At 66.0% G+C, this 21,649-nt stretch carries 16 protein-coding genes; 4 read left to right on the forward strand and 12 right to left on the reverse strand.

The window, feature by feature from the left end; translation table 11 throughout:
* Window positions 1-108: 108 nt before the first annotated feature.
* From B161_RS0106830 to B161_RS17125, 3 genes are all read left to right on the forward strand, one after another.
* On the forward strand, window positions 109-1,134 hold the full coding sequence (locus tag B161_RS0106830; RefSeq protein ID WP_018632622.1) for an ABC transporter substrate-binding protein: 1,026 nt from the start codon (window positions 109-111) through the stop codon (window positions 1,132-1,134).
* A gap of 100 nt (window positions 1,135-1,234) precedes the next feature.
* Window positions 1,235-2,089 carry an ABC transporter permease gene (locus B161_RS0106835; RefSeq protein ID WP_018632624.1) on the forward strand — a complete coding sequence of 285 codons (855 nt, stop codon included), beginning with the start codon at window positions 1,235-1,237 and terminating at the stop codon, window positions 2,087-2,089.
* Window positions 2,090-2,093: 4 nt separating this feature from the next.
* Window positions 2,094-3,344, forward strand: coding sequence for a quaternary amine ABC transporter ATP-binding protein (locus B161_RS17125; protein ID WP_018632626.1), 1,251 nt, complete (start codon window positions 2,094-2,096; stop codon window positions 3,342-3,344).
* A 136-nt stretch (window positions 3,345-3,480) separates the two neighbouring features.
* Here B161_RS17125 and amaB read toward each other — a convergent pair whose 3' ends face one another.
* Window positions 3,481-5,001: an L-piperidine-6-carboxylate dehydrogenase gene (gene amaB / locus B161_RS0106845; RefSeq protein ID WP_018632627.1), complete on the reverse strand. Its 1,521-nt coding sequence runs from the start codon at window positions 4,999-5,001 to the stop codon at window positions 3,481-3,483.
* 252 nt (window positions 5,002-5,253) lie between these two features.
* Between amaB and B161_RS0106850 the strand changes: the two genes are divergently transcribed.
* The gene (locus tag B161_RS0106850; RefSeq protein ID WP_018632628.1) at window positions 5,254-6,546 is read left to right on the forward strand and encodes an NAD(P)/FAD-dependent oxidoreductase; all 1,293 of its coding nucleotides are present in this window, start codon (window positions 5,254-5,256) and stop codon (window positions 6,544-6,546) included.
* Here the strand turns inward: B161_RS0106850 and B161_RS0106855 are convergent.
* From B161_RS0106855 to B161_RS0106910, 11 genes are all read right to left on the reverse strand, one after another.
* Window positions 6,543-8,570: a M3 family metallopeptidase gene (locus B161_RS0106855; protein ID WP_018632629.1), complete on the reverse strand. Its 2,028-nt coding sequence runs from the start codon at window positions 8,568-8,570 to the stop codon at window positions 6,543-6,545. The two genes, B161_RS0106850 and B161_RS0106855, sit on opposite strands and share 4 nt — an antisense overlap.
* 51 nt (window positions 8,571-8,621) lie before the next feature.
* Window positions 8,622-9,572, reverse strand: coding sequence for a hypothetical protein (locus B161_RS17130; RefSeq protein ID WP_018632630.1), 951 nt, complete (start codon window positions 9,570-9,572; stop codon window positions 8,622-8,624).
* Between the two features lie 145 nt (window positions 9,573-9,717).
* A complete protein-coding gene (locus tag B161_RS0106865) occupies window positions 9,718-11,634 on the reverse strand; it encodes a propionyl-CoA synthetase (protein WP_018632631.1) in 1,917 nt (638 codons plus the stop codon).
* A gap of 292 nt (window positions 11,635-11,926) precedes the next feature.
* A complete protein-coding gene (locus B161_RS0106875) occupies window positions 11,927-12,781 on the reverse strand; it encodes an ABC transporter ATP-binding protein (protein ID WP_018632633.1) in 855 nt (284 codons plus the stop codon).
* Window positions 12,782-12,993: 212 nt separating this feature from the next.
* On the reverse strand, window positions 12,994-14,328 hold the full coding sequence (locus B161_RS0106880) for an ABC transporter substrate-binding protein (RefSeq protein ID WP_018632634.1): 1,335 nt from the start codon (window positions 14,326-14,328) through the stop codon (window positions 12,994-12,996).
* 34 nt (window positions 14,329-14,362) lie between these two features.
* Complete coding sequence (locus tag B161_RS0106885) at window positions 14,363-15,427, reverse strand: branched-chain amino acid ABC transporter permease (protein WP_018632635.1); 1,065 nt, start codon at window positions 15,425-15,427, stop codon at window positions 14,363-14,365.
* A gap of 3 nt (window positions 15,428-15,430) precedes the next feature.
* On the reverse strand, window positions 15,431-16,360 hold the full coding sequence (locus B161_RS0106890) for a branched-chain amino acid ABC transporter permease (RefSeq protein ID WP_205619234.1): 930 nt from the start codon (window positions 16,358-16,360) through the stop codon (window positions 15,431-15,433).
* Between the two features lie 53 nt (window positions 16,361-16,413).
* Complete coding sequence (locus B161_RS0106895; protein ID WP_018632637.1) at window positions 16,414-17,238, reverse strand: ABC transporter ATP-binding protein; 825 nt, start codon at window positions 17,236-17,238, stop codon at window positions 16,414-16,416.
* Window positions 17,235-19,223: an AMP-binding protein gene (locus tag B161_RS17135; protein ID WP_040788945.1), complete on the reverse strand. Its 1,989-nt coding sequence runs from the start codon at window positions 19,221-19,223 to the stop codon at window positions 17,235-17,237. The genes B161_RS0106895 and B161_RS17135 overlap by 4 nt, the downstream gene beginning before the upstream one ends.
* A gap of 201 nt (window positions 19,224-19,424) precedes the next feature.
* Window positions 19,425-20,096, reverse strand: coding sequence for a Crp/Fnr family transcriptional regulator (locus B161_RS0106905; protein WP_018632639.1), 672 nt, complete (start codon window positions 20,094-20,096; stop codon window positions 19,425-19,427).
* A gap of 3 nt (window positions 20,097-20,099) precedes the next feature.
* Entirely contained in the window at window positions 20,100-21,632 is a 1,533-nt protein-coding gene (locus B161_RS0106910) for an AMP-binding protein (RefSeq protein WP_018632640.1), read from the reverse strand.
* Window positions 21,633-21,649 lie beyond the last annotated feature (17 nt).

Below are 21,649 nucleotides of genomic sequence, written 5' to 3' on the forward strand. Positions count from 1 at the left end.
CGCTCGGGCGTCGGCGATTCCGTCTTGCGTCCAGACCCTCAACGAGCGTCGGTGTTGTCGTCAGCGCCGGCTCTTGAGCTTCGCTTAGGCGGGGCGACGGAGTTCACAATGCGATTTTCTCACAAGGCCGGCGCGCGCGTCGCGCTGGGCTTCTTCTCTATTCTGGGCGTCTCCGCGGCTTCTCAGGCCGAGGCCTGCGAATTGAACCGCCCCATCGTCTTCGCGGGGCTGGACTGGGATTCCAACGCCGTCCACACCGAGATCGCCCGGTTCATCTTTGAAAAGGGCTATGGCTGCCGCACCGACGTTCTGCCGGGCACCACCGTGCCTTTGCTCAACGGGCAGATCCGCGGCGACGTCGACGTGACCATGGAGATGTGGCGCGACAACGTGCGCGACATCTACGACCCCGCCATCGAAAAGGGCGAAGCCGTGGATCTCGGGGTGAATTTCCCCGATGCGATTCAGGGCTGGTTCGTGCCGAATTACCTCACCGCCGAGGGCGCGCCCGCCGAGGGCCTGAAGTCGGTGGAGGATCTGCCGCGCTTCAAGGAGGTCTTCCGCGATCCCGAAGAGCCCGGAAAAGGCCGCTTCTACAACGGCGTGCCCGGCTGGGGCGCCGAAGGCGTCTCGACCAAGAAGCTCCACGCCTATGGCCTGACCGAGGATTATGTGAATTTCCGTCCCGGCTCGGGCGCGGCGCTCTCGGGGGCCATCGAGGCGGCGGTCCTGCGCAAGCGGCCCATCGTCTTCTATTACTGGGGCCCGACTTGGCTGCTCGGCAAGCTGGGCGATCAGGTGACCATGCTGGAGGAGCCGCCCTTCGATCAGGCGATCTGGGACGCCATGCAGGCCGAAGAGGATCCGGAGAAAGTGACCGCCGCCACGGCCTTTCCCGTGATCGAGGTGACGATCAGCGCCAATCCGAAATTCGTGGAGGCCGCGCCGCAATTGGTCGAATTCCTCCGCGCTTATGAGACGACCGGACAGCAGGTCTCGAACCTGCTCGCCTGGATGCAGGAGACCGACGGATCCGCCGAGGAGGCGGCGCTCCAGTTCCTGCGCGAGAACAAGGACCAATGGCGCGCCTGGACGCCTGAGGAGGTCGCGGCGCGGGTCGAGGCGGCGCTCTAAAAGCGTCCTTCTCTCCTCGCCGGGATGCGACGCGGAGCAGGGTCCGGCCTGCTCCGCGCCGTTCCTTTTGCTTCTCCGCAGGCCTCGGAAGGATTCCTCCATGTTCGTCGATCTGGGCAAACCCATCGCGGATGGCGTCAATCAATTCGTCCGCTATCTGATCGTCAATTACGGGGACGGCTTCGAAGCCGTCTCCAATTTCATTCTCAAGATCCTGTTGTTCATTGAAACGGGCTTGCGGGATCTGCATCCGGCGATCCTGCTGATCGTGGTCTTCGGGCTCGCTTGGGCGAGCTCGCGCCATTTGCTCATGGCGGCGGGGCTGACCTTCCTCATGTGGCTGATCGGCTGCTTCGGGCTCTGGGAGCAGGCGATGCAGACCCTCGCCATCGTGCTGGTGGCGGTGTTGATCTCCGCGCTGATCGGCTTGCCGCTCGGAGTCTTTTCGGCGCGTTCGGCGCGCTTCCGGGCCGTTCTGAGCCCCATCCTCGACCTCATGCAGACCATTCCGAGCTTCGTCTATCTCATTCCGGCGGCGATGCTTTTTGGTTTGGGCAAGGTGCCCGCCGTGCTGGCCACGGTGATCTACGCCGCGCCGCCGCTGATCCGTCTGACGGAGTTGGGAATCCGGCAGGTCGACGCCGAGGTGGTCGAGGCCTCGCGGGCCTTCGGCGCGACCCGCTGGCAGATGCTGCGCGGGGTGCAATTGCCTTTGGCTTTGCCCTCGATCATGGCGGGTCTCAACCAGACCATGATGATGGCTCTGGCCATGGTGGTCATCGCCTCGATGATCGGCGCGCGGGGCGTGGGCGAGACGGTGCTGCTCGGCTTGCAGCGCAACGACGCCGGACGCGGATTGATCGGCGGCTTGGTCATCGTGATCCTCGCCATCGTGCTGGACCGTATCACGCAGAATTTCGGGCGGCGGATGCAGATCCGCAGCGGAGAGGGCTGACGCCATGAGCATGATCGAAGTCAAGAACGTCACCAAGATCTTCGGCGAAAACCCGCAGGAGGCTCTGCGCCTCCTCCGCGAGGGGGCGGCGAAAGACGAGATCCTCGCCAAGACCGGCTGCACGGTCGGCCTGCGCGACGTCTCGCTGGAGATCAAACGCGGCGAGATCTTCGTGATCATGGGCTTGTCCGGCTCGGGCAAATCCACCTTGATCCGCCACTTCAATCGGCTGATCGATCCCACGGACGGACAAATCCTTTTCGAAGGCGAGGACATCCTCAAATATGACGCGCGGCGTCTGGAGGCCTTCCGCCGCGAGAAGCTCGGAATGGTGTTCCAGCGCTTCGGGCTCATGCCGCACCGGACCGTGCTGGAGAACGCCGCCTATGGGCTTTCGGTGCGGGGCGTCCCCCGCGCCGAACGCGAGGCCAAAGCCATGGAATGGCTGAAGACGGTGGGGCTCGAAGGCTTTGAAAAGCAATATCCGGGGCAGCTTTCGGGCGGCATGCAACAGCGCGTCGGGCTGGCGCGGGCTCTGGCCAACGACCCCGACGCCCTGCTGATGGACGAAGCCTTCTCGGCGCTGGATCCTCTGATCCGCGGCCAGATGCAGGACCAGCTCGTCGAGCTTCAGGCGCAGCTCAAGAAGACCATCGTCTTCATCACCCATGATCTCGACGAGGCTTTGCGCCTCGGCGACCGGATCGCGATCCTCAAGGACGGCGCGCTGGTGCAGGTCGGGACGCCGAATGAGATTCTGCTTGAGCCCGCCGATGATTACGTGCGGGCCTTCGTGCGGGATGTGAATCGCGCCAAGGTGCTGACCGTCGAGAAGCTGATGAAGCCTCCCGCGCATCGCATCGCGCATGACGACCTCGACCGCGCTTTGCTCGACATGCGCAAGGCGGGCGAGACTTACGGCTTCGTCTATAAAAGCGGGGCTTTTCAGGGCGTGCTGACCGAGGCGGCGCTTCAGGTGGCCGTGGCCGAGGGCTCTTCGGCCAGTCCGGCGGATTTGGCTCAGGAGCCGCCGCGCATCGAACAGGGCTCGCCCCTCGCCGAGGCTCTGCCGATGGCCATGGGCACGGATCTGCCTTTGGCGGTGATGGAGGAGGACGAATTGCGCGGCTTCCTGCATCAGGAGAGGATCGGCGAGGTTCTGGCCGTGGAGCCCGCGCCGGAGCCCATCCCTGAAGCCGCGCCCCCCGCGCCCCTCGCAGCGAAGGAGACGGAGGCCGCCAAGCCCGCCGCCTGATCGGGAAGGGGGCCTTGCGCGGCCCCCTCGCCCTTTAGAGCGCTTTCCGATCATATCTGATCGTTCAAACGCTCTAAGCTTTGACGTGGCCGCATTTTCGCGACGCGAAGCCAGAAAGGCTTCGCTGGAAAATGCTCTAGTCGATGTCGAAGACCACGCCCTGAGCCAGCGGCAGGGCGTCGGAGTAATTGATGGTGTTGGTGGCGCGGCGCATGTAGCCCTTCCACGCGTCGGAGCCGGATTCGCGTCCGCCTCCGGTCTCCTTTTCGCCTCCGAAGGCCCCGCCGATCTCGGCGCCCGAAGTGCCGATATTGACGTTGGCGATGCCGCAATCCGAACCCGCCGCCGAGAGGAACCGCTCCGCCTCTCGCAGATCCCGCGTGAAGATCGCCGAGGAAAGCCCCGCCGTCACGGCGTTTTGCGCGGCGACGGCCTCCTCAAGATCGGCGTAGCGCATCACATAGAGGATCGGAGCGAAGGTCTCCTCCAGAACAGGGCCGACTTGCCCGGAGATCTCCACGAGGGCGGGGCGCATGTAATAAGCCGCCTCCGGCCCGACCGCCTCGCGTCCGCCGCCATGCACGATTCCGCCCGCCGCCTTGGCCGCCTCCAGCGCCTTGACCATGCCGTCATGAGCCGCCTTGTCGATCAGCGGCCCCACGAGGGCCTCCGTCGCCAGAGGATCGCCCACCGAAACCGAGGCGTAGGCTTTCTTCAGACGCGGCACGAGGGCGTCGTAGATCGAGTCATGGACGAAGAGCCGCCTCAGGCTGGTGCAGCGCTGGCCCGCCGTGCCCATGGCGCCGAAGGCCACGGCGCGCAGAGCCATGTCGAGATCCGCCGTCGGCGCGACGATGGCCGCGTTATTGCCGCCCAATTCGAGGATGCTCCGCCCGAAGCGCGCCGCGACCTTCGGCCCGACGATCCGGCCCATGCGCGTCGAGCCTGTGGCCGAGATCAGCGGAACGCCGGGATTCTCCACGAGGGCCGCGCCGATCTCCGGCCCGCCGATGAGGATTTGGCTCAGATGCTCCGGCGCCGAGCCGAAGCGCGCTAAAGCCTTCTCCAGCACGGCCTGAGAGGCGAGGGCGGTCAGAGGCGTCTTCTCCGAGGGCTTCCAGATCACAGGATCGCCGCAGACCAGAGCCAGAGCCGCGTTCCACGACCAGACCGCCACCGGGAAGTTGAAGGCCGAGACGATCCCCACCGGGCCCAGCGGATGCCACGTCTCCATCATGCGATGTCCGGGGCGTTCGCTGGCGATGGTCAAGCCGTAAAGCTGGCGCGAGAGGCCCACGGCGAAATCGCAGATGTCGATCATCTCCTGAACCTCGCCGAGGCCCTCGGAGCGGCTCTTCCCCGCTTCGATGGAGACCAAAGCCCCGAGATCCTCTTTGGCGGCGCGCAATTCCTCGCCGAGGAGCCGCACAAGCTCGCCCCGGCGCGGCGCGGGAACCTCGCGCCAGATGCGGAAGGCCGCCTGAGCCCGCTCCACGGCCTGCGCGGCCTCCGCGAGGGAATGGGGCGTCAGCCCGCCGACGACCTCGCCAGTCAGCGGCGAACGGCTCTCCAGAGGTCCGCCCTGAAAGGCGGAGGCCGCGACTCCCAAACGAGCGAGAATTTCGGCGGTCCGGGCGGCGAGAGGCGAGGACGACATGGCGGGCCTTTCTTATCGAGCATTTTCCAGCGCAGCCGATCAGGCTTCGCGTCGCGAAAATGCGACCACATAAAAGCTTAGAGCGTTTGAGCGATCCGATGGGATCGGACAACGCTCTCAGGCGGGGAATCGCCGCCAGATTAAACATGGAGGGCGTCGCAAAGCCACCCCGTCCAGCTTGCGCGAAGCCTCTGGCGCGGGGCGGGAATCCGCGCGAGAAGGAAGCATCCTCTCCCTTTTTCGGGTCGCGCCATGTCGCTTTTGACGAAAGATCCCCGCAGCCATGGACTTTGGGCGCGCAGCGCTCCGCCCGCGCCCGAGACGCCGCCTCTGGCCGGAGAAGCGGAGGCCGAGGCTCTGGTGATCGGGGCGGGCTATACGGGGCTTTCGGCGGCGCTGCATCTGGCCGAAGGCGGAATGAACACCCTCGTTCTGGAGGCCGAAGAGCCGGGCTTCGGCGGGGCCGGACGCAATGTCGGGCTGGTCAACGCGGGCATGTGGGTCATGCCGGAGGCGGTGCTTGAAGCCTTTGGGCCGGAGCGCGGCGGGGCCTTGCTGGATCTGCTCGGGGCGGGGCCTGAGCGGGTCTTTCGCCTGATCGCGCGCCATGACATCTCCTGCGAGGCGGTCCATGCGGGCACGCTCCATTGCGGCGTCGGACGCAAGGGGCTGGCGGAGCTTCAGGCGCGCGCAGGCCAATGGAGGGCGCGCGGCGCCGACGTCGAGCTTCTCGGCCGCGAGGCCGCCGCCGGACTGATCGGCTCCGGCGTTTATGAGGCCGCGCTTCTGGATCGCCGCGCCGGGACGATCCAGCCTCTGGCCTATGCGCGCGGTCTGGCGCGGGCGGCTCTGGCGGCGGGAGCGCGGATCTGCGGCGGCTCGCCCGCCCTCGAAGCCCGTCATGACGGCGAGGCTTGGGTGGTCCGCACGCCGGAGGGCTCGGTTCGGGCGCCGCGCCTGATCCTCGCGACAGACGCTTATGGCCATGATCTCTGGCCCGAGGCCGCCGGGCAACAAACCCGCCTGCCTTACTTCAACTTCGCCACCGCCCCCTTGCCGGAGGCTCTGCGGACGAAGCTCCTGCCTCAGCGCCAAGGCGCATGGGACACCAAAGAGGTTCTGACCTCCTTCCGCATGGACGCCGCCGGAAGGCTGGTGGTGGGGAGCGTCGGGGCGCTTCAGGGGATCGGCGCGCGGATTCATCGGGATTGGGCGCGTCGGGCCATGGCGGCGATCTATCCCGATCTCGCGGAGATCCCCTTCGAAGCCGAATGGTTCGGCATGATCGGCATGACCGACGACAGCTTGCCGCGCCTGCATCGGCTGGGGCCTCAAGCTCTGGCGATCTGCGGCTATAACGGGCGCGGCATAGCTCCGGGCACGGTCTTCGGGGCGACTCTGGCGGCGCATCTGCTCGGAGATCTGCCGCTTGAGGGGATTCCTCTGCCGGAGAAGCCCCTCGCGCAGGCGCCTTACCGGGCCTTGCGCGAGGGGTGGTATAGCCTCGGGGCGCAGATGCTCCACGCCGTCGAGAAAAGAATTTAAGCGAGGCCGCGCTTCTTCATCATGGCTTCGGGGGCGGGCATCCGGCCCCGGAAGGCGGTGTAAAGCGCTTCGGGGTCTTTGGAGCCGCCCGCCGCATAAATGTTGTCGCGCAGCTTCTTGGCCACGGCGGGATTGAAGACGTCGCCCGTCTCGGAGAAGGCTTCGAAGGCGTCGGCGTCCAGCACCTCGGACCACATGTAGGAGTAATAGCCCGAGGAATAGCCCTCGCCCGAGAAGACATGCAGGAAATGCGGCGTGCGATGACGCATGGCGATGGTTTCAGGCATATCAAGGCGCTTGAGGGTCGCGGCCTCGAAGGCGGCGGGATCCTCGGGCGCCTCCTCCTCGGCGTGATAGGCCATATCCACCAGAGCCGAAGCCGCGAACTCCACCGTCGCGAAGCCTTGCCCAAAATTCCGCGCGGCGAGCATCTTCTTGAGCAGATCCTCCGGCAGAGGCGCGCCCGTGTCATGGCGCAGAGCATGGGCCTTCAGCACTTCGGGCGTGGTCAGCCAATGTTCGTAAAGCTGCGAGGGCAATTCGACGAAATCGCGCGGGACGGAGGTGCCCGCGATGGAGGGCCAGCGCACTTCCGTCAGCATCCCATGCAGAGCATGGCCGAATTCATGGAACAAGGTGCGGGCGTCGTCGATGGAGAGCAGCGCGGGCTTTCCGGCGGGCGGCTTGGCGAAATTGCAGACGTTGTAGATGATCGGCGTCGAGCCCGCCCCGAGGCTATAGCCCGATTGCAGCGAACTCATCCAAGCCCCGGAGCGCTTCGAGGGACGGTTGAAGTAATCGCCGAGGAAGACCGCCCGATGGGAGCCGTCGGCGTTCGTGACCTCATAGACCTTCACGTCGGGGGTCCAGCCTTGAACGTCCTTGCGCTCCTCGAAGCGCAGGCCGAAGAGCTTGCCCGCCACGTCGAAGGCCGCCGCGATCATGCGGTCGAGCTGAAGATAGGGCTTCAGCTCCGCCTCGTCGAAGGCGTAGCGCTCGGCGCGGAGCTTCTCCTCATAGAAGCGCCAATCCCAAGCCGCGAAGGGGTCGTTGGCCCCCGCCTCGCGCGCCAGACGCTCCATGTCGGCCTGATCCTCGGCGGCGCGGGCGCGGGCCTTCTCCCAGACGGGATTCAGCAGATCCAGCACCGCTTGCGGGGTCTTGGCCATGGTGTCGTCGAGCTTATAGGCGGCGTAAGTCGGATAGCCGAGGAGCTTGGCCTTTTCCGCCCGCAGCGCGAGGGTCCGTTTGACGATCTCGGCGTTGCGGGCCTCGCCGCGGGCGATGAAGCCGCGCCAAGCCTTTTCCCGCAGATCGCGCCGCGTGGAGCTTTGCGAAAAGGGCTCGTAGATCGAGCGCGAGAGGGTCAAGGCGTAGCGGCCTTGGGCGCCGCGCGCTTCGGCGGCTTCGGCCATGGCCTCCCTGAGCGCCTCCGGAACGCCGTCGAGATCGGCCTCGTCGAGGATCAGGGCCCATTCGGCTTCATCGGCGAGGACGTTCTGAGAAAATTGCGCGCCGAGGCCCGCCGCCTCCTCGTTGATCGCCGCGAGCCGGGCCTTGTCGGCCTCGTTCAGCTTGGCGCCGGATTTGACGAAGCCTTTCCAGCTTTTCTCCAGCACCCGCAGAGTCTCGGAGTCCAGCCCGAGGCTCTCGCGCTTCTGATACAGCGCGTCGATGCGGGCGAAGAGCGCCGCGTTCATCGAGATGGCCGAGCCGTGACGCGCCATTTTCGGCGAAATCTCGCGCTCCAGAGCCTGAATCTCCGGGGTGGCGTCGGCGCCCGCCTTGAGCCAGAAGACGGAGGAGACGCGGTCCAGAGCCTCGCCGGAGAGGTCCAGAGCCGCCAGCGTGTTGTCGAGGCTCGGCGGTTCGGGATTTTGCGCGATGGCCTCGATCTCCGCCGCGTGGGCCTTGATCGCGGCCTCGAAGACCGGGCCGAAATCGGCGTCCTTGATCGCTCCGAAATCCGGCAGGCCGAGCGGCCCGGTCCAATGCGTCAGGGGTGAGCGGGCGAGATCGGTCATGAGAATCCTCGGAGAACAGAGAGAGTCGGGGGGAGGGAATCCGCTTCCCTTTTAGCGCTTTTCGGCGAAAGGCCGGAGCCTTTTCAGCAGACGCCCCCAGAGAGGAGGCGGCGCGGCGAGAAACCTCCGCCGCAGCAGCGCCGCCGCAGGCTCCAGATCGGCGTAGGTCAGCCGCAGCCGCAGCAGGGATCCCGCCAGCTTCGCCATGCGCGCCGCCGTTTCGGGCTGAGGAAAGCCCATGCTTTGCGCCTGAAGATGGGCGGCGGCTTCCTCGGAGGGCATCAGGCTCAGGGTGGGGCGGACGCCTCTGCGGCGCTCCAGCACCACCAGCGCCGCCAGAGGCGCCCGCGCGCCGAAAGGCGCGAGTCCCGGCGCGGTCAGATGGGCGTAACGATCGTCCCGAAAGCCGCCGTGCCGCGCCAGATGCGCCCGCAGCGCCGATCCGGCTCCGGCGGGCAGAGGCAGCCGCAGACGCGGCGCCGCGCCTAAGGCCAGCCCCTCGCCCTGAGGCGTGAGCGGCAGAACGTCGTCGCAGAAGATCCGCAGGCCGGGCTCCGCCGAGAGCCGCGCGATGAGCGTGCTTTTGCCCGCCTTCTGCGGCCCGAGCAGCAGCGCCAGCCCTTGCGGCGCGAGGAAGGCCCCGCAATGCAGCCCGAGGAACCCAGGGCGGCTTTCGTAAAAATCCTGCGCCAGATCGGCGACCAAGGCGCTGACCGCGCTGGCGAGCGGCAATCCGGTCAAAGGCCGCTCCAAGGCTCGGGAAGCGATCTCATAGCCGCCCGCGTCGGGACGGGCCGCCGCGAGCGGGGCGGCGAAATCCTCCGGCCGGGCGGGGCGCAATCTGGGCCGCCAGCCCTTGAGCGCCTGAGCGAGTCCTCCGGCGATCTCCGGCGCGCGGGTCAGAAGGATGGGGGCCGAGGCGCCGGGAAACAGCAGCGCGAGGCTCTCGCGGGCCGTCTCCGAAGCGGCGGCGTCGCAGTTCCATCCGGGAGTCTCAGGCACGAAGAGCGGATCCTCTCTGAAGCGGGGGAGGGGCGATCAGACCATCAAACCCGCCCGAGGCCGGGGCGTCAACCGCGCCCGTCTGCGCATAAGCGCGGCGGCCCCCTTTCGGAGGCCGCCGCATCGTCATCTCCGGAAAGGAGCCTCAGGCCTTGGCGCCGCCGTCGCGGTTCTTGCCGATGATCTCTTCGATCTCGCCGAGCACGGCGGGATCGTCGATGGCGGCGGGCATCTCCCAGGGCAGGCCGTCGGCGATCTTCTGCATGGTGCCGCGCAGCACCTTGCCCGAGCGCGTCTTGGGCAGGCGGTTCACCGGCAGAGCCATGCGGAAGGCGGCCACGGGGCCGATCCTGTCGCGCACGAGCTTCACCAGCTCCTCCGCGATCTGCGCGGGCGGGGTGGTCACGCCGTTGTTCAGCACGAAGAAGCCCGCCGGAGACTGGCCCTTGAGCGCGTCCTGAACGCCGATGACCGCGCATTCGGCCACCGCCGGATGGCTGGCGAGGACCTCCTCCATGGCGCCCGTCGAGAGGCGATGTCCCGCGACGTTGATCACGTCGTCGGTGCGGGCCATGATGAAGACATAGCCGTCCTGATCGACCATGCCCGCGTCGGAGGTGGCGTAATAGCCGGGGAATTCGGCGAAATAGGCGCTCTTGTAACGCTCCTCGGCGTTCCAGAGCCCCGGGAAGACGCCCGGAGGCAGCGGCAGCTTGATCGTGATGTTGCCCAGCGTGTTGGGCGTCGCGATCGGATGGCCCTCGTCGTCGAGCGCCACGATCTCATAGCCCGGCAGCGGCACGCCCGAAGAGCCCGGCTTGATCGGCAGAACGCCGAGGCCCACCGGATTGCCGGTGATCGGCCAGCCGGTTTCAGTCTGCCACCAGTGATCCACCACCGGAACCCCGAGCTTGTCCTGCGACCAGTGGATGGTGGCCGGATCGGAGCGTTCGCCCGCGAGGAAGAGCGCGCGCATCTTCGAGAGGTCGTATTTCTTGATGAATTCGCCTTCCGGATCTTCCTTGCGGATGGCGCGGATGGCGGTCGGGGCGGTGAAGAAGGTGGTCACGCCATGCTCCGCGACGACGCGCCAGAAGGCGCCGGCGTCCGGGGTGCCGACCGGCTTGCCCTCATAGACGATGGTCGCGCAGCCGTGGAGCAGCGGGCCGTAGCAGATATAGGAATGGCCGACCACCCAGCCCACGTCCGAGGCCGCCCAGAAGACTTCGCCCGGATTGGCGCCGTAATGATTGCTCATGGTCCATTTGAGCGCGGTCATATAGCCGCCGGTGTCGCGCACGACGCCCTTGGGCTGGCCCGTGGTGCCCGAGGTGTAGAGGATGTAGGAGGGGTGCGAGGCCTCGACCGGCACGCATTCCGTGGTCTGTCCGGCGGCCTTGGCGGCGCCCACCACCTGAGCGTAATCGAGATCGCGGCCGGGGATCAGCTCGCAGGGATGGACTTCGCGCTGGAGGATGACGCAGGTCTGCGGCTTGGCGGTCGACATGTCGACGGCTTCGTCGAGCAGCGGCTTATATTGCACGACGCGCTTGCCCTCGATGCCGCAGGAGGCCGAGATGATCGCCTTCGGTTTGGCGTCGTCGATGCGGACCGCGAGCTGCTTGGAGGCGAAGCCGCCGAAGACCACCGAATGAATCGCCCCAAGCCGCGCGCAGGCCAGCATGGCGAAGACCGCCTCAGGGACCATCGGCATGTAGATGACGACCCGGTCGCCCTTCCCGACGCCCTGCGCCCGCAGCACGGAGGCCAGAGCCCCGACCTCGGCCAGAGCCTCGGCGTAGGTGAATTTGGTGGTTTTCCCGGTGGCGGGGCTGTCGTGGATCACCGCGAGCTGATCGGCGCGCCCGTCGGCCACATGACGGTCGATCGCGTTATGGCAGAGATTGCAGAGCGCGCCTTCGAACCAGCGCCCCCAGACGCCCGCCTGCGGATCGAAGACCTTGTCCGCAGGACGGAACCAATCGATCTCCTGCGCGGCCTTCCCCCAGAAGCCCACCGGATCAGCTTGCCAATCGGCGTAGACCTGACCGTAACGAGACATGCTGACGCTCCTCCTTGATGTCGACCATTTGAAATATCTTTGCGCGCGAAGCGAGTCGACTAACGTCGAAATAGCGGGCGGCGCGGCGCTGCGCAATAAAACAATCAAAGGGAATCCGACGAAGCTCTCATTCGACCTCGCCGCCCCGCGCGCGGGGCGGATTCCCGCGCGAATCCAGAACCCGGAGAAGGCTTCCCGAGCGCAGGCCGGAAAGGTCGGGCCGGGGGCCCAAATGATTTCGCCGCGCTGGAGGGGCGCGGCGAAGATAGGCTCCGAAAACAGGCGGAGGGGCTCAGGAGAGCCAGCGCTTGCGGCGTTTATAGCTCTTGAGGTCGCGGAAGGATTTGCGGCCCTCGCCGCCGACGCCGAGATAGAATTCCTTGACGTCCTCATTATCGCGCAGGTCGTCGGCGGCGCCGTCCATGACGATGCGGCCCGTCTCCATGATATAGCCGTAGGTGGCGTATTTCAGCGCCATATTGGTGTTCTGCTCGGCCACGAGGAAGGAGACGCCCTGTTTGCGGTTGAGGTCTTTGACGATCTCGAAGATCTCGTCCACCACCTGCGGCGCGAGGCCCATCGAAGGCTCGTCGAGCAGGATCATGCTGGGACGGCTCATCATGGCGCGGCCGATGGCGCACATCTGCTGCTCGCCGCCGGAGGTGTAGCCCGCCATGGAGCCCTTGCGCTGACGCAGACGCGGGAAATAATCATAGATCATCTCCAGATCGTCCTTCACGGCCTTGGAGCCGTCGCGCCGGGTGAAGGCGCCTGTGAGGAGGTTCTCCTCGATGCTGAGATGGCCGAAGCAATGGCGGCCCTCCATCACCTGAATGCAGCCGCGCCGCACGAGGTCGTTCGGGCTGAGCTTGTCCACCCGCTCGCCCTTGAACTCCACGGAGCCCTTGGTGACTTCGCCGCGTTCGGCGTGGAGCAGATTGGAGACCGCCTTGAGCGTGGTGGTCTTGCCCGCGCCGTTGGCGCCGAGGATCGCCACGATTCCGCCCTTGGGCACGGTCAGCGAGACGCCTTTGAGCACCAGCGCCACGCGGTCGTAGATGACTTCTATGTTGTTGACCTTGAGCGCGATCTCCGGGGCGACCTGAGCGGCGGTCCCGGCGGCGGCCTGCTGCGCGGCTTCGGACATGAGGGCTTCCCTCCCTGAGGGGGCTGAGGGCGCCTTTCGCGGCGCTCCGGTTTCTTAGAGCGCTTTCCAGCGAAGCTGACCAAGCTTCGCGTCGTGAAAGCGCGACAAAATAAAGGCTGAGAGCGTTGAAACGGGCCGATTTGGTCGGAAAACGCTCGAAAGGATCGGAAGGCGGCCCCCTCCCCGCAGGGAGAGGGCCTGAAGGCGGAGCCTTAATTATCGCAAGGCTCGGTGCGGGCGGGCCAAGGCGCGTTGCGCTCGGCGAAGGCTTTGGCGTCCTCCTCCAGCAGCGGCATGACGTATTGGCTCATCGGCGGGGCGTAATCGGTGATCTTCTCGTAGCTGTCGCCGTCCCAGCGCTGAACGAAGGTCGGGAAATGGCCGTTATGATCGGCGCAGGTCAGCTTGACCGGGCTGGTGAAGCCGCCGAGTCCGATTTCCTCAAGCCGCGCCTCGTCGATGTTGAGGTTTTCGAGGCCCCGGCGCACGTCCTCGCCGGCGACGACCTTCTTGCCGGTGATCTCCTGCGCCTTGCGGATGGCCTCGGCGATCAGCATGGAGTTATAGACGCCGCGGTTATAGAGCACCTGTCCGAGCTTCGCCGGGTCGGTCTGGCTCAGGCCCTTGTCGACGACATGGGTCTTGATGTCCTGAATGAGCGGGAAATCCGCGCCCACGGCGTGCCAGTTGAGGGTTTTGAAGCCCGCCGCGCCCGGACCCGCGCCCGCCGCGTCGTCTTCGCCCGGCCACCAGATGGAGATGAATTTCTCCATGGGATATCCGGTGCGCACGGCCTCGTTGATGGCCGTGGCGTTGAGCGCGCCCCATCCGTAAAGGATCATGTAGTTCGGGCGGTCGCGGCGCACGCTCAGCCATTGCGAGGACTGGTTCTGCATGTCCGAGGCGGCCACGGGATAGAGCTTCGCCTCGAAGCCCAGCTCCTTGGACAGCTTGTCGATCAGCGGCAGAGGCTCGCGGCCGAAGCTGGCGTCGAGGAAGATATAGCCGATCTTCAGGCCCTTGAGCTTCTCGACTCCGCCGCCTTCCTGCTCGGCGATATATTGCAGGATCTGGGTGAAGCCGTCCCAATAGGTGGCGGGCGGATTGAAGATCCACGGGAAGACGTCGCCCTTGGCCGAAGAGGACAAGCCATAGGCCATGGAGAGCACCGGGATCTTGTCCACGCCCGCGCGCGGGATCAGCGGCAAGGTGGTGCCGGTGGACCAGGGATTGACCATCACCGGATTCTTGGGCTTCACGGCTTCATAGCATTCGAGGCCCTTTTTGGCGTCATAGCTGGTTTCGCATTCCTCGATGACCAGTTTGACGCCGCCGATTCCGCCGTCGCGCTCGTTGAGCAGCGTGAGGTAGTCGCGCATGCCGTTGGCGATGGGAATGCCCGAGCCCGCGAAGGCGCCCGTGCGATAGGTGAAGAGCGGCACGTAGATCGTGTCCGCGCTCTGGGCCGCCGCCGGGGCGGGGGCCGCCAGAGGCGCGCCCGCGACCAAGGCCGCGCTCAGCAGGAAAGCCGCTTTGGACAGCTTCATTCTCAATTCCTCCCACACTCCGCTTCGCCGGCCCTCAATAGGGGAAGGGCCAGACGCGGAGCTTTTGCTTCAACAAACGCCAGAGCTGCGCGAGCCCGTGAGGCTCGACGATCAGAAAGAAGATGATGAGCGCGCCGACCAGAAGGAAGGTCAGATGCTCGACCATCGCCGCGTCGCCGCCGAGCGGCAGCATGCGGATCAGGATGGGCAGCACATGGATCAGAGCCGCTCCGAGGAAACAGCCGATCAGAGAGCCTAAGCCTCCGATGATCACCATGAACAGGATCTTGAAGGACAGGTTGATGTCGAAGACCACCGGCTCCGCCGCCCCGAGCCAGAAGAAGACCATCAGCGCCCCCGCGACTCCGCAGAAGAAGGAGGAGACCGCGAAGGCCAGCAGCTTGGTCGGCAGCAGCCGGATGCCCATGAGCTGCGCGGCGATGTCCATGTCGCGCACGGCCATCCAGCTGCGCCCGATCCGCCCATGCACGATGTTCGAGGCGATGAGCGTCATGAAGACCACGATGCTCAGCGTCACGAGATATTGCGTCAGCGGCGTGGCGTGCGGCCCGGTGATCGGCAGGCCGAAGAGCGTCCGGGCCGGGATCTGGATCGCGCCGGAGGGGTCGTAATTATAGAGCCAGCCCACGCGCACGAAGGACCATTGCAGGAAGAACTGCGCCGCGAGGGTCGCCACCGCGAGATAGAACCCCTTGATCCGCAGCGAGGGCAGGCCGAAGACCGCCCCCACCGCCGCCGCGAAGAATCCCGAGCACATGACCCAGATCAGCACGTTGACCTGCGGAAAGCTCGTGGTGAGCTTATAGGCGGCATAGGCGCCGACGCCCATGAAGGCGCCCGTGCCGAGCGAGAGAAGCCCCGTATATCCCACCAGAATGTTCAGTCCGATGGCCCCCAAAGCCATGATGAGGAAGGGGGTCATGATCGAATTGAGGAAGAAGGCGTTCCCCAGCATCGGAATGACGAGGAAGGCGACCGCGAGGATCACGCCTAACCCGATCCGGTCCTGAAGGATCGGGAAGATGGCCCGATCCGCCGCATAGTTGTCTTTGAATTGACCTGCTTCGCGATAAAACATGGGCTATATCCGCTCGATGATCTTGTCGCCGAAGAGGCCTTGCGGCCGGAAGAGCAGGAAGACCAAGGCGATCACATAAGCGAACCACGCCTCGATTCCTCCGCCCACCAGCGGCCCCCAGTAAAATTCCGCGAGCTTCTCGCCCACGCCGATGATCAGCCCGCCCACGATGGCGCCGGGCACCGAGGTGAATCCCCCGAGGATCAGCACCGGCAGAGCCTTCAGCGCGATGATCTGCAGCGAGAAGGAGACGCTGGAGCGCGCGCCCCACATGATCCCCGCCACAAGGGCCACCACCCCCGCCGCGAACCAGACGATCACCCAAATCTGATTGAGCGAAATGCCCACCGAAAGGGCGGCCTTATGGCTGTCGGCCACGGCGCGGAGCGCGCGTCCGATGCGGGTCTTCTGAAAGAACACCGCCAGAGAGGCGATCATCAGCGAGGCGATGACCGCCGCCGCCACGTCGAGCTTCTGGAAGACCACCATCCCGCCGAGCATGTCGACGTTCCAGGAGCCGCGCGGCAAAAGCAGTTGATCCGAGATCATGGCTTTCGGCTCGCCGCCGAAGATGATTTCTCCGAGGCCGATCAGGAACCAGGTGATCCCGAAAGTGGCCATGAAGAGGATGATGTCCGGCTGGTTCACCAGCGGCCGCAGAACGATCTTCTCCACCGCCACGGCCAGCAGGAACATCACGCCTATGGCGCCGATCAGCGCCACGAAGGCCGCCAGATGTCCCGAAAACCCGTTGCGCGCGAGGAACTGATAGATCCCCACGAGGCTCAGCGCCGAGAACACCACCATGATGCCCTGCGCGAAGTTGAAGACTCCCGAAGCCTTGAAGATCAGCACGAAGCCCAGCGCGATCAGCGCGTAGAGCACCCCTGAAACCAGACCCTCCCAGAGCACCTGAACCAAGAGGTCGGGCATCTGGACCATCTGGACGAAGGGATCGATGAAAACGTCATACATGCGCCCGCCCCCTAATGCGCCACGCCGAGATAGGCGTCGATGACCTTGGGATCGGCTTTGACCTCGTCCGGGACGCCGTCGGCGATCTTATGGCCGTATTCCAGCACCACCACCCGATCAGAGAGATCCATCACGACGCCGATGTCATGTTCGATCAAGGCGATGGTCACGCCGAATTGGTTGTTGAGATCAAGGATATAGCGGCACATGTCTTCTTTTTCTTCGAGGTTCATGCCCGCCATGGGCTCGTCCAGCAGGAGCAATTCCGGCTCCATGGCCAGAGCCCGGCCCAGCTCGACGCGCTTCTGAAGCCCGTAAGGCAGCTTGCCTACCGGAGTCTTGCGGATGGCCTCGATCTGGAGGAAGTCGATGATGTCCTCGACCACGCGCCGATGCGCCACCTCCTCCTCCATGGCGGGGCCTTGGCGGAGCATCTGCCAGAACAGCCCGCGCTTCATCTTCAGCGTGCGCCCCACCATGATGTTGTCGAGGGCGCTCATGCCTTTGAACAAAGCGACGTTCTGAAAGGTGCGGGCGATGCCTTGGCTGGCCGCCTGATAGGGCTTCATCCGAGCGCGGGCCTCGCCGCGATAGGAGATCTGGCCCTGTTGCGGATGATAAAAGCCGTTGACCACGTTGAGCATCGAGGTCTTGCCGGCGCCGTTCGGGCCGATGATGGCGCGGATCTCGCCTTTGCGGATGTCGAAGGAGACGTTGGTGATCGCCTTCACCCCGCCGAAGGACAAGGAGACGTCGGAGACCTTCAGCAGAATCTCGCCCTTGGCGAGGTTCGAGCGCGCGGAGGGATCGCCGTAAAGCGTGAGCGGCGCGGTCATGCCGCCTCCTTTCGAGCGCCTGCGGCGCCTTCTGGGGTTGGGGCGTGGGTTTTGGCCTCGTCGATGCGCAGACGCCCGGAGATCACGCCTTTGCGGCCGTCCTCGAAGGTGACCTCCGTGGCGACGTCCACCAGAGGCGAACCGTCGTAAAAGGCCGTGATGATCGGGGCGTAGCGCTCGGCGATGAAGTTGCGGCGCACCTTTTGGGTGCGGGTCATCTCGCCGTCGTCGGCGTCCAGCTCCTTATGCAGGATGAGGAAGCGCCTGACCTGAGCCGCCGCCATGCGGGGCTCTTCGGCGAGGCCGCGATTGGCCTCGGCCACATGGCCCGCGATCAGCTCATAGACTTCAGGTCGGGCGGCCAATTCCTGATAGGAGGCGTAGGAGAGCCCCCGACGCTCGGCCCAATCGCCCACCGCCGACATGTCGATGTTGATCATGGCGGTCGCGTAGTCGCGATCCTGTCCGAAGGCCACCGCCTCCTTGATATGCGAGAAGAACTTCAGGCGGTTCTCGATGTATTTCGGCGCGAAGAGTTCGCCCGAGCGGAGTTTTCCGACGTCCTTGGCGCGGTCAATGATGTTGAGTTCGCCTTGGGCGTCGAAGAATCCGGCGTCTCCGGTGCGCACGAAGCCGTCTTCGGTCATGGTCTCGACGGTCTTTTCGGGCTCTTTGAAATAGCCGACGAATTGCCCCGGCGACTTATACAGCACCTCGCCCGTGTCGGAGAGCTTGATCTCGACGTTCGGCAGAGGCGGGCCGACGGTCTTGGCCGCGACATGGCCGTCCTTATGGGCGGTGACGAAAAGAAAGGCCTCGGTCTGGCCGTAAAGCTGCTTCAGGTTCATCCCGAGCGCGCGATAGAAGGAGAAGAGTTCAGGGCCGATGGCCTCGCCCGCAGTGTAGGCCACGCGGATGCGCGAGAAGCCCAGCACGTTCTTCAGCGGCCCATAGACGAAGATATTCCCCAGCCCATAGGAGAGCCGCGCCCCGAAGGGGACTTGCTCGCCGTTGAGGATCTTCTCGCCCCAGCGCTTGGCGACCTCAAGATAATGATGGAACATCCGGCGCTTGAGCTTGCTCGCGTCCTCCATGCGGATGAGGATGCGGGTGAGCAGATTCTCAAAGACGCGCGGCGGCGCGAAATAATAAGTGGGGCCGATCTCGCGCAGATCGATCTCGACCGTCTCGGCGCTTTCGGGGCAGGCGACGCAAAACCCCGCCACCAGCGCCTGAGCATAGTTCATATAATGATCGCCCACCCAAGCCAGCGGCAGATAGGCGAGCAGCTCGTCCTGATCGGTGAGCTTGTCGAAAGCCACCGTGTCGCGGGCGGCGGCGATGCAGCCTCCGGCGGTGAGCATCACGCCCTTGGAGCGCCCCGTGGTGCCCGAGGTGTAAAGCATGATCGAAATGTCGTCCGGCCCTCCGGCCTGACGCTCCGCCTCGATCCAGCGGGCGAAATCGGGATCCTTCAGACGCGCGCGGCCTTGAGCGACCGTCTCCGCGACGGCGTGCAGGCGGCTGTGGTCGTAATCGCGCAGGCCTCGCGGCTCGTCATAGAGGATGGTTTGCAGGCGGGGCGCCTTCTCCTGAATGGAGAAGAGCTTGTCCACCTGCTCCTGATCCTGCGCCACCGCGAAGGAGGCCTCGGCGTGATCCAGCACATAGGCCATTTCTTCGGCCACGGAATCCGCATAGACCGGCACCGGAATCGCGCCGAGCCATTGCGCCGCGAGGATCGTCCAATAGAGCCAAGGCCGATTGGCCCCGACCACCGCGATATGATCGCCCCGCTTCAGTCCGAGGGCGCTCAGGCCCGCGGCGTAGGCCCGCACTTCGGCCTCCGCCTCGGCCCAACTCCATGTGCGCCAGATGCCCAGATCCTTATGCCGCATCGCCGGACGCGTCGGCCGCAGCCGCGCATGTTCCCCCAGAAGTTTCGGAAACGTGTCCGCATGCGCGTGGTCGCTTGCTTGCGCCAAGGCCGCCTGTTCCTTCCCTAAGATTTTCTTGTCTGGCCGAAGTCGCGCCCGGCCTTGGGCTCAAGTTCTCAAGCTTATGGGGTTTTGACAAGCCCGCGCTTGACAGACTCGCGCCGTGGGCTTCAGATAAGATGGTCCGGCGAGCGCCGTCGGGAGACCCCGCCGTCTTCGTCGGCGGTCATGGCGGGGCCGAGGCGGATTTCAGGCGCCGTAATGGCGCAGCCGGGTCCAGTCCAGCACCCGCAGGCCGCCGCGCTCCGCCCGCAGCACGCCTTGAGCCTCCAGATCGCGCAAGGCGCGATTCGCCGTCGGGCGGGACACGCCCGCCAAAGCCGCGATCTCCTCCTGATTGATCTCCAGCCGGTCGCCGACGAAGGGGCTGATGACCGGATTGAACAGCCAGGCGAGGCTGCGCGCCACTTTGCCGGTTCCGTCCAGCATGCGGTCATGTTCGATGGAGGCGATGAACTGCCCGAGCCGCTCGTTGAGCAGCCGCACGAGCAGCCGGTTGAAGGCCACGCTGTTTTCATAAAGCCAGACGAAGGCGCTGCGATGAAGCCATGCGGTTTCGGTCTCGCGCAGCGCGACGACGTCATATTGGCGCGGCTCGTCCTTGAGCAGCGAGCCCTCTCCGAACCAGACGCTGGAGGGCAAGCCGGCGTAAGTCACCGCCTTGCCCGCGTCGGTCACCGAGCCGAGTTTGAGCAGCCCGTCCATCACCCCGATCCATGCGTCGATCTTATCGCCGCGATGGATGACGGCGGCGCCCGGCGCGAAGCGCCGGAGCGTCACGCCGCGCCGCGCCCGCTCGCGCTCTTCGGGCGGCAGCTCGCGCGCCCAATGGACTTTGGCCTCGAAAACGGCTGGATCCATGCTTCAGAGCGCCTGCTCGACGAGCTTCAGCGCCGCCGCGCGGTCGGGCTTGCCGTCGGCGCCGCGGGGCAGGGCCTCGACGAAGACGACATGGCGCGGCTGTTTGAAGCGGGCGATGCGTCCCGCCACGAAGGCCGAGAGATCCGCCGCCGAGACCTCCGCGCCGGGCTTGCGCGCGCAGAGCGCCGCCACGGCCTCGCCCCATCGGGCGTCGGGCACGCCGAGGACCAGCGCCTCTGCGAGATCGGGATGGGCGAGGAGGGCTTTCTCCACCTCGGCGGGATAGACGTTTTCGCCGCCGGTCTTGATGAGCAGCTTCGTCGGCGCGCGGCCCGCATAGACGAGGCGTCCCTGAGCGTCGATCCGCCCGAGATCCCCCGTATGATGCCAGCCATGGCGGAAGGTCTCGCGATTGACCTCCTCCAGCCCCCAATAGCCGAGCATCACCAGAGGGCCGCGCACCAGAATCTCGCCGATGGTCTCCGGCGTGGTCGCGGCGAGGGGCGCGCCCGCCTCGTCGGCGAGGGCCAGCTCCGTGAGAATTCCCGGAACCCCCGCCGTGCCCGCGAAGAGATCGCCCCGGCCATAGGTCACATAGCCCGAGGTCTCCGTCTGGCCGAAGCCGAGCAGGAATTTCGCGCCGGGCCAAGTCCGGTGCAGCCGCTCGATCATCGGCGGCCCCTCCAGCCCGACCACCGCCCGCAGGCTGGAGAGATCGGCGCCGATCTCGTCGGCGGCGTCGAGGATCTGTTCGAGGATCGGCGGGAAGGAGCCCGCCAAAGTGACCTTATGTTCGGCGATTCCCGTCGCGGCGGCTTTGGCCTCGAAGCGGGGCTGAACCAGCGTCGCGCCTCCGGCGAGCTGGACCGCCGCCGCGAATCCCACGCCGACGATGTGGAAATTCGGCAAGGCGCCGAGAAAGACGTCGGATTCGCCGAGTCCCGCCGCATGGGCCAGTTGCGCGCCGCCCGCGATGAGGTTCGCCCCGGAGAGCGTCGCGCCGCGCGGCTGGCCCTCGACGGCGGCGGTGTGGATCAGACAGAGCGGGTCATCCGGCCCCGAGGGCTCCAGCGCGAGGGCGGCGGCGGAGTCCGGCGCGATCTTCTCGAAGGGGAAGGCGTCGGGGCCGTCGAGCGGATGGACGGCTTTGAGGCTCGCAGGGCGGATTCCCTCCGGCAGGGGGGCGCCGTGGAGGAGGACTTCCGGCGCGCAGCCGCGCAGAATCTCCGTGGTCTCCTCGGGGCTGAGCCGCCAGTTGACCGGCGCGAGCGCCCAGCCGCCGAGCGCGCAGGCGCCGAGCAGAAGATGCAGCTCCGGGCGGTTCTCCGAGATCACGGCGATTCGCGCCCCGCGCGAAATCCCCATCGCGCGCAGAGTCGCCGCCGCGCCGAGCGCCTTCCGGAGGAAATCCGCATGGCTGACGGCGCCTCCGGCGCCCAGCAGAGCCGGAAGCCGCGGGCGGATCGCGGCGTTGCGCCGCAGGACGCCGGCCCAGCCCGCGCCGCGCAGAACGGAAGCTTCGGATGTTTCGAACATATCTGCGTCTTCTCCCC

Source organism: Neomegalonema perideroedes DSM 15528 (assembly GCF_000374145.1).
Taxonomy (GTDB): Bacteria; Pseudomonadota; Alphaproteobacteria; order Rhodobacterales; family Rhodobacteraceae; genus Neomegalonema; species Neomegalonema perideroedes.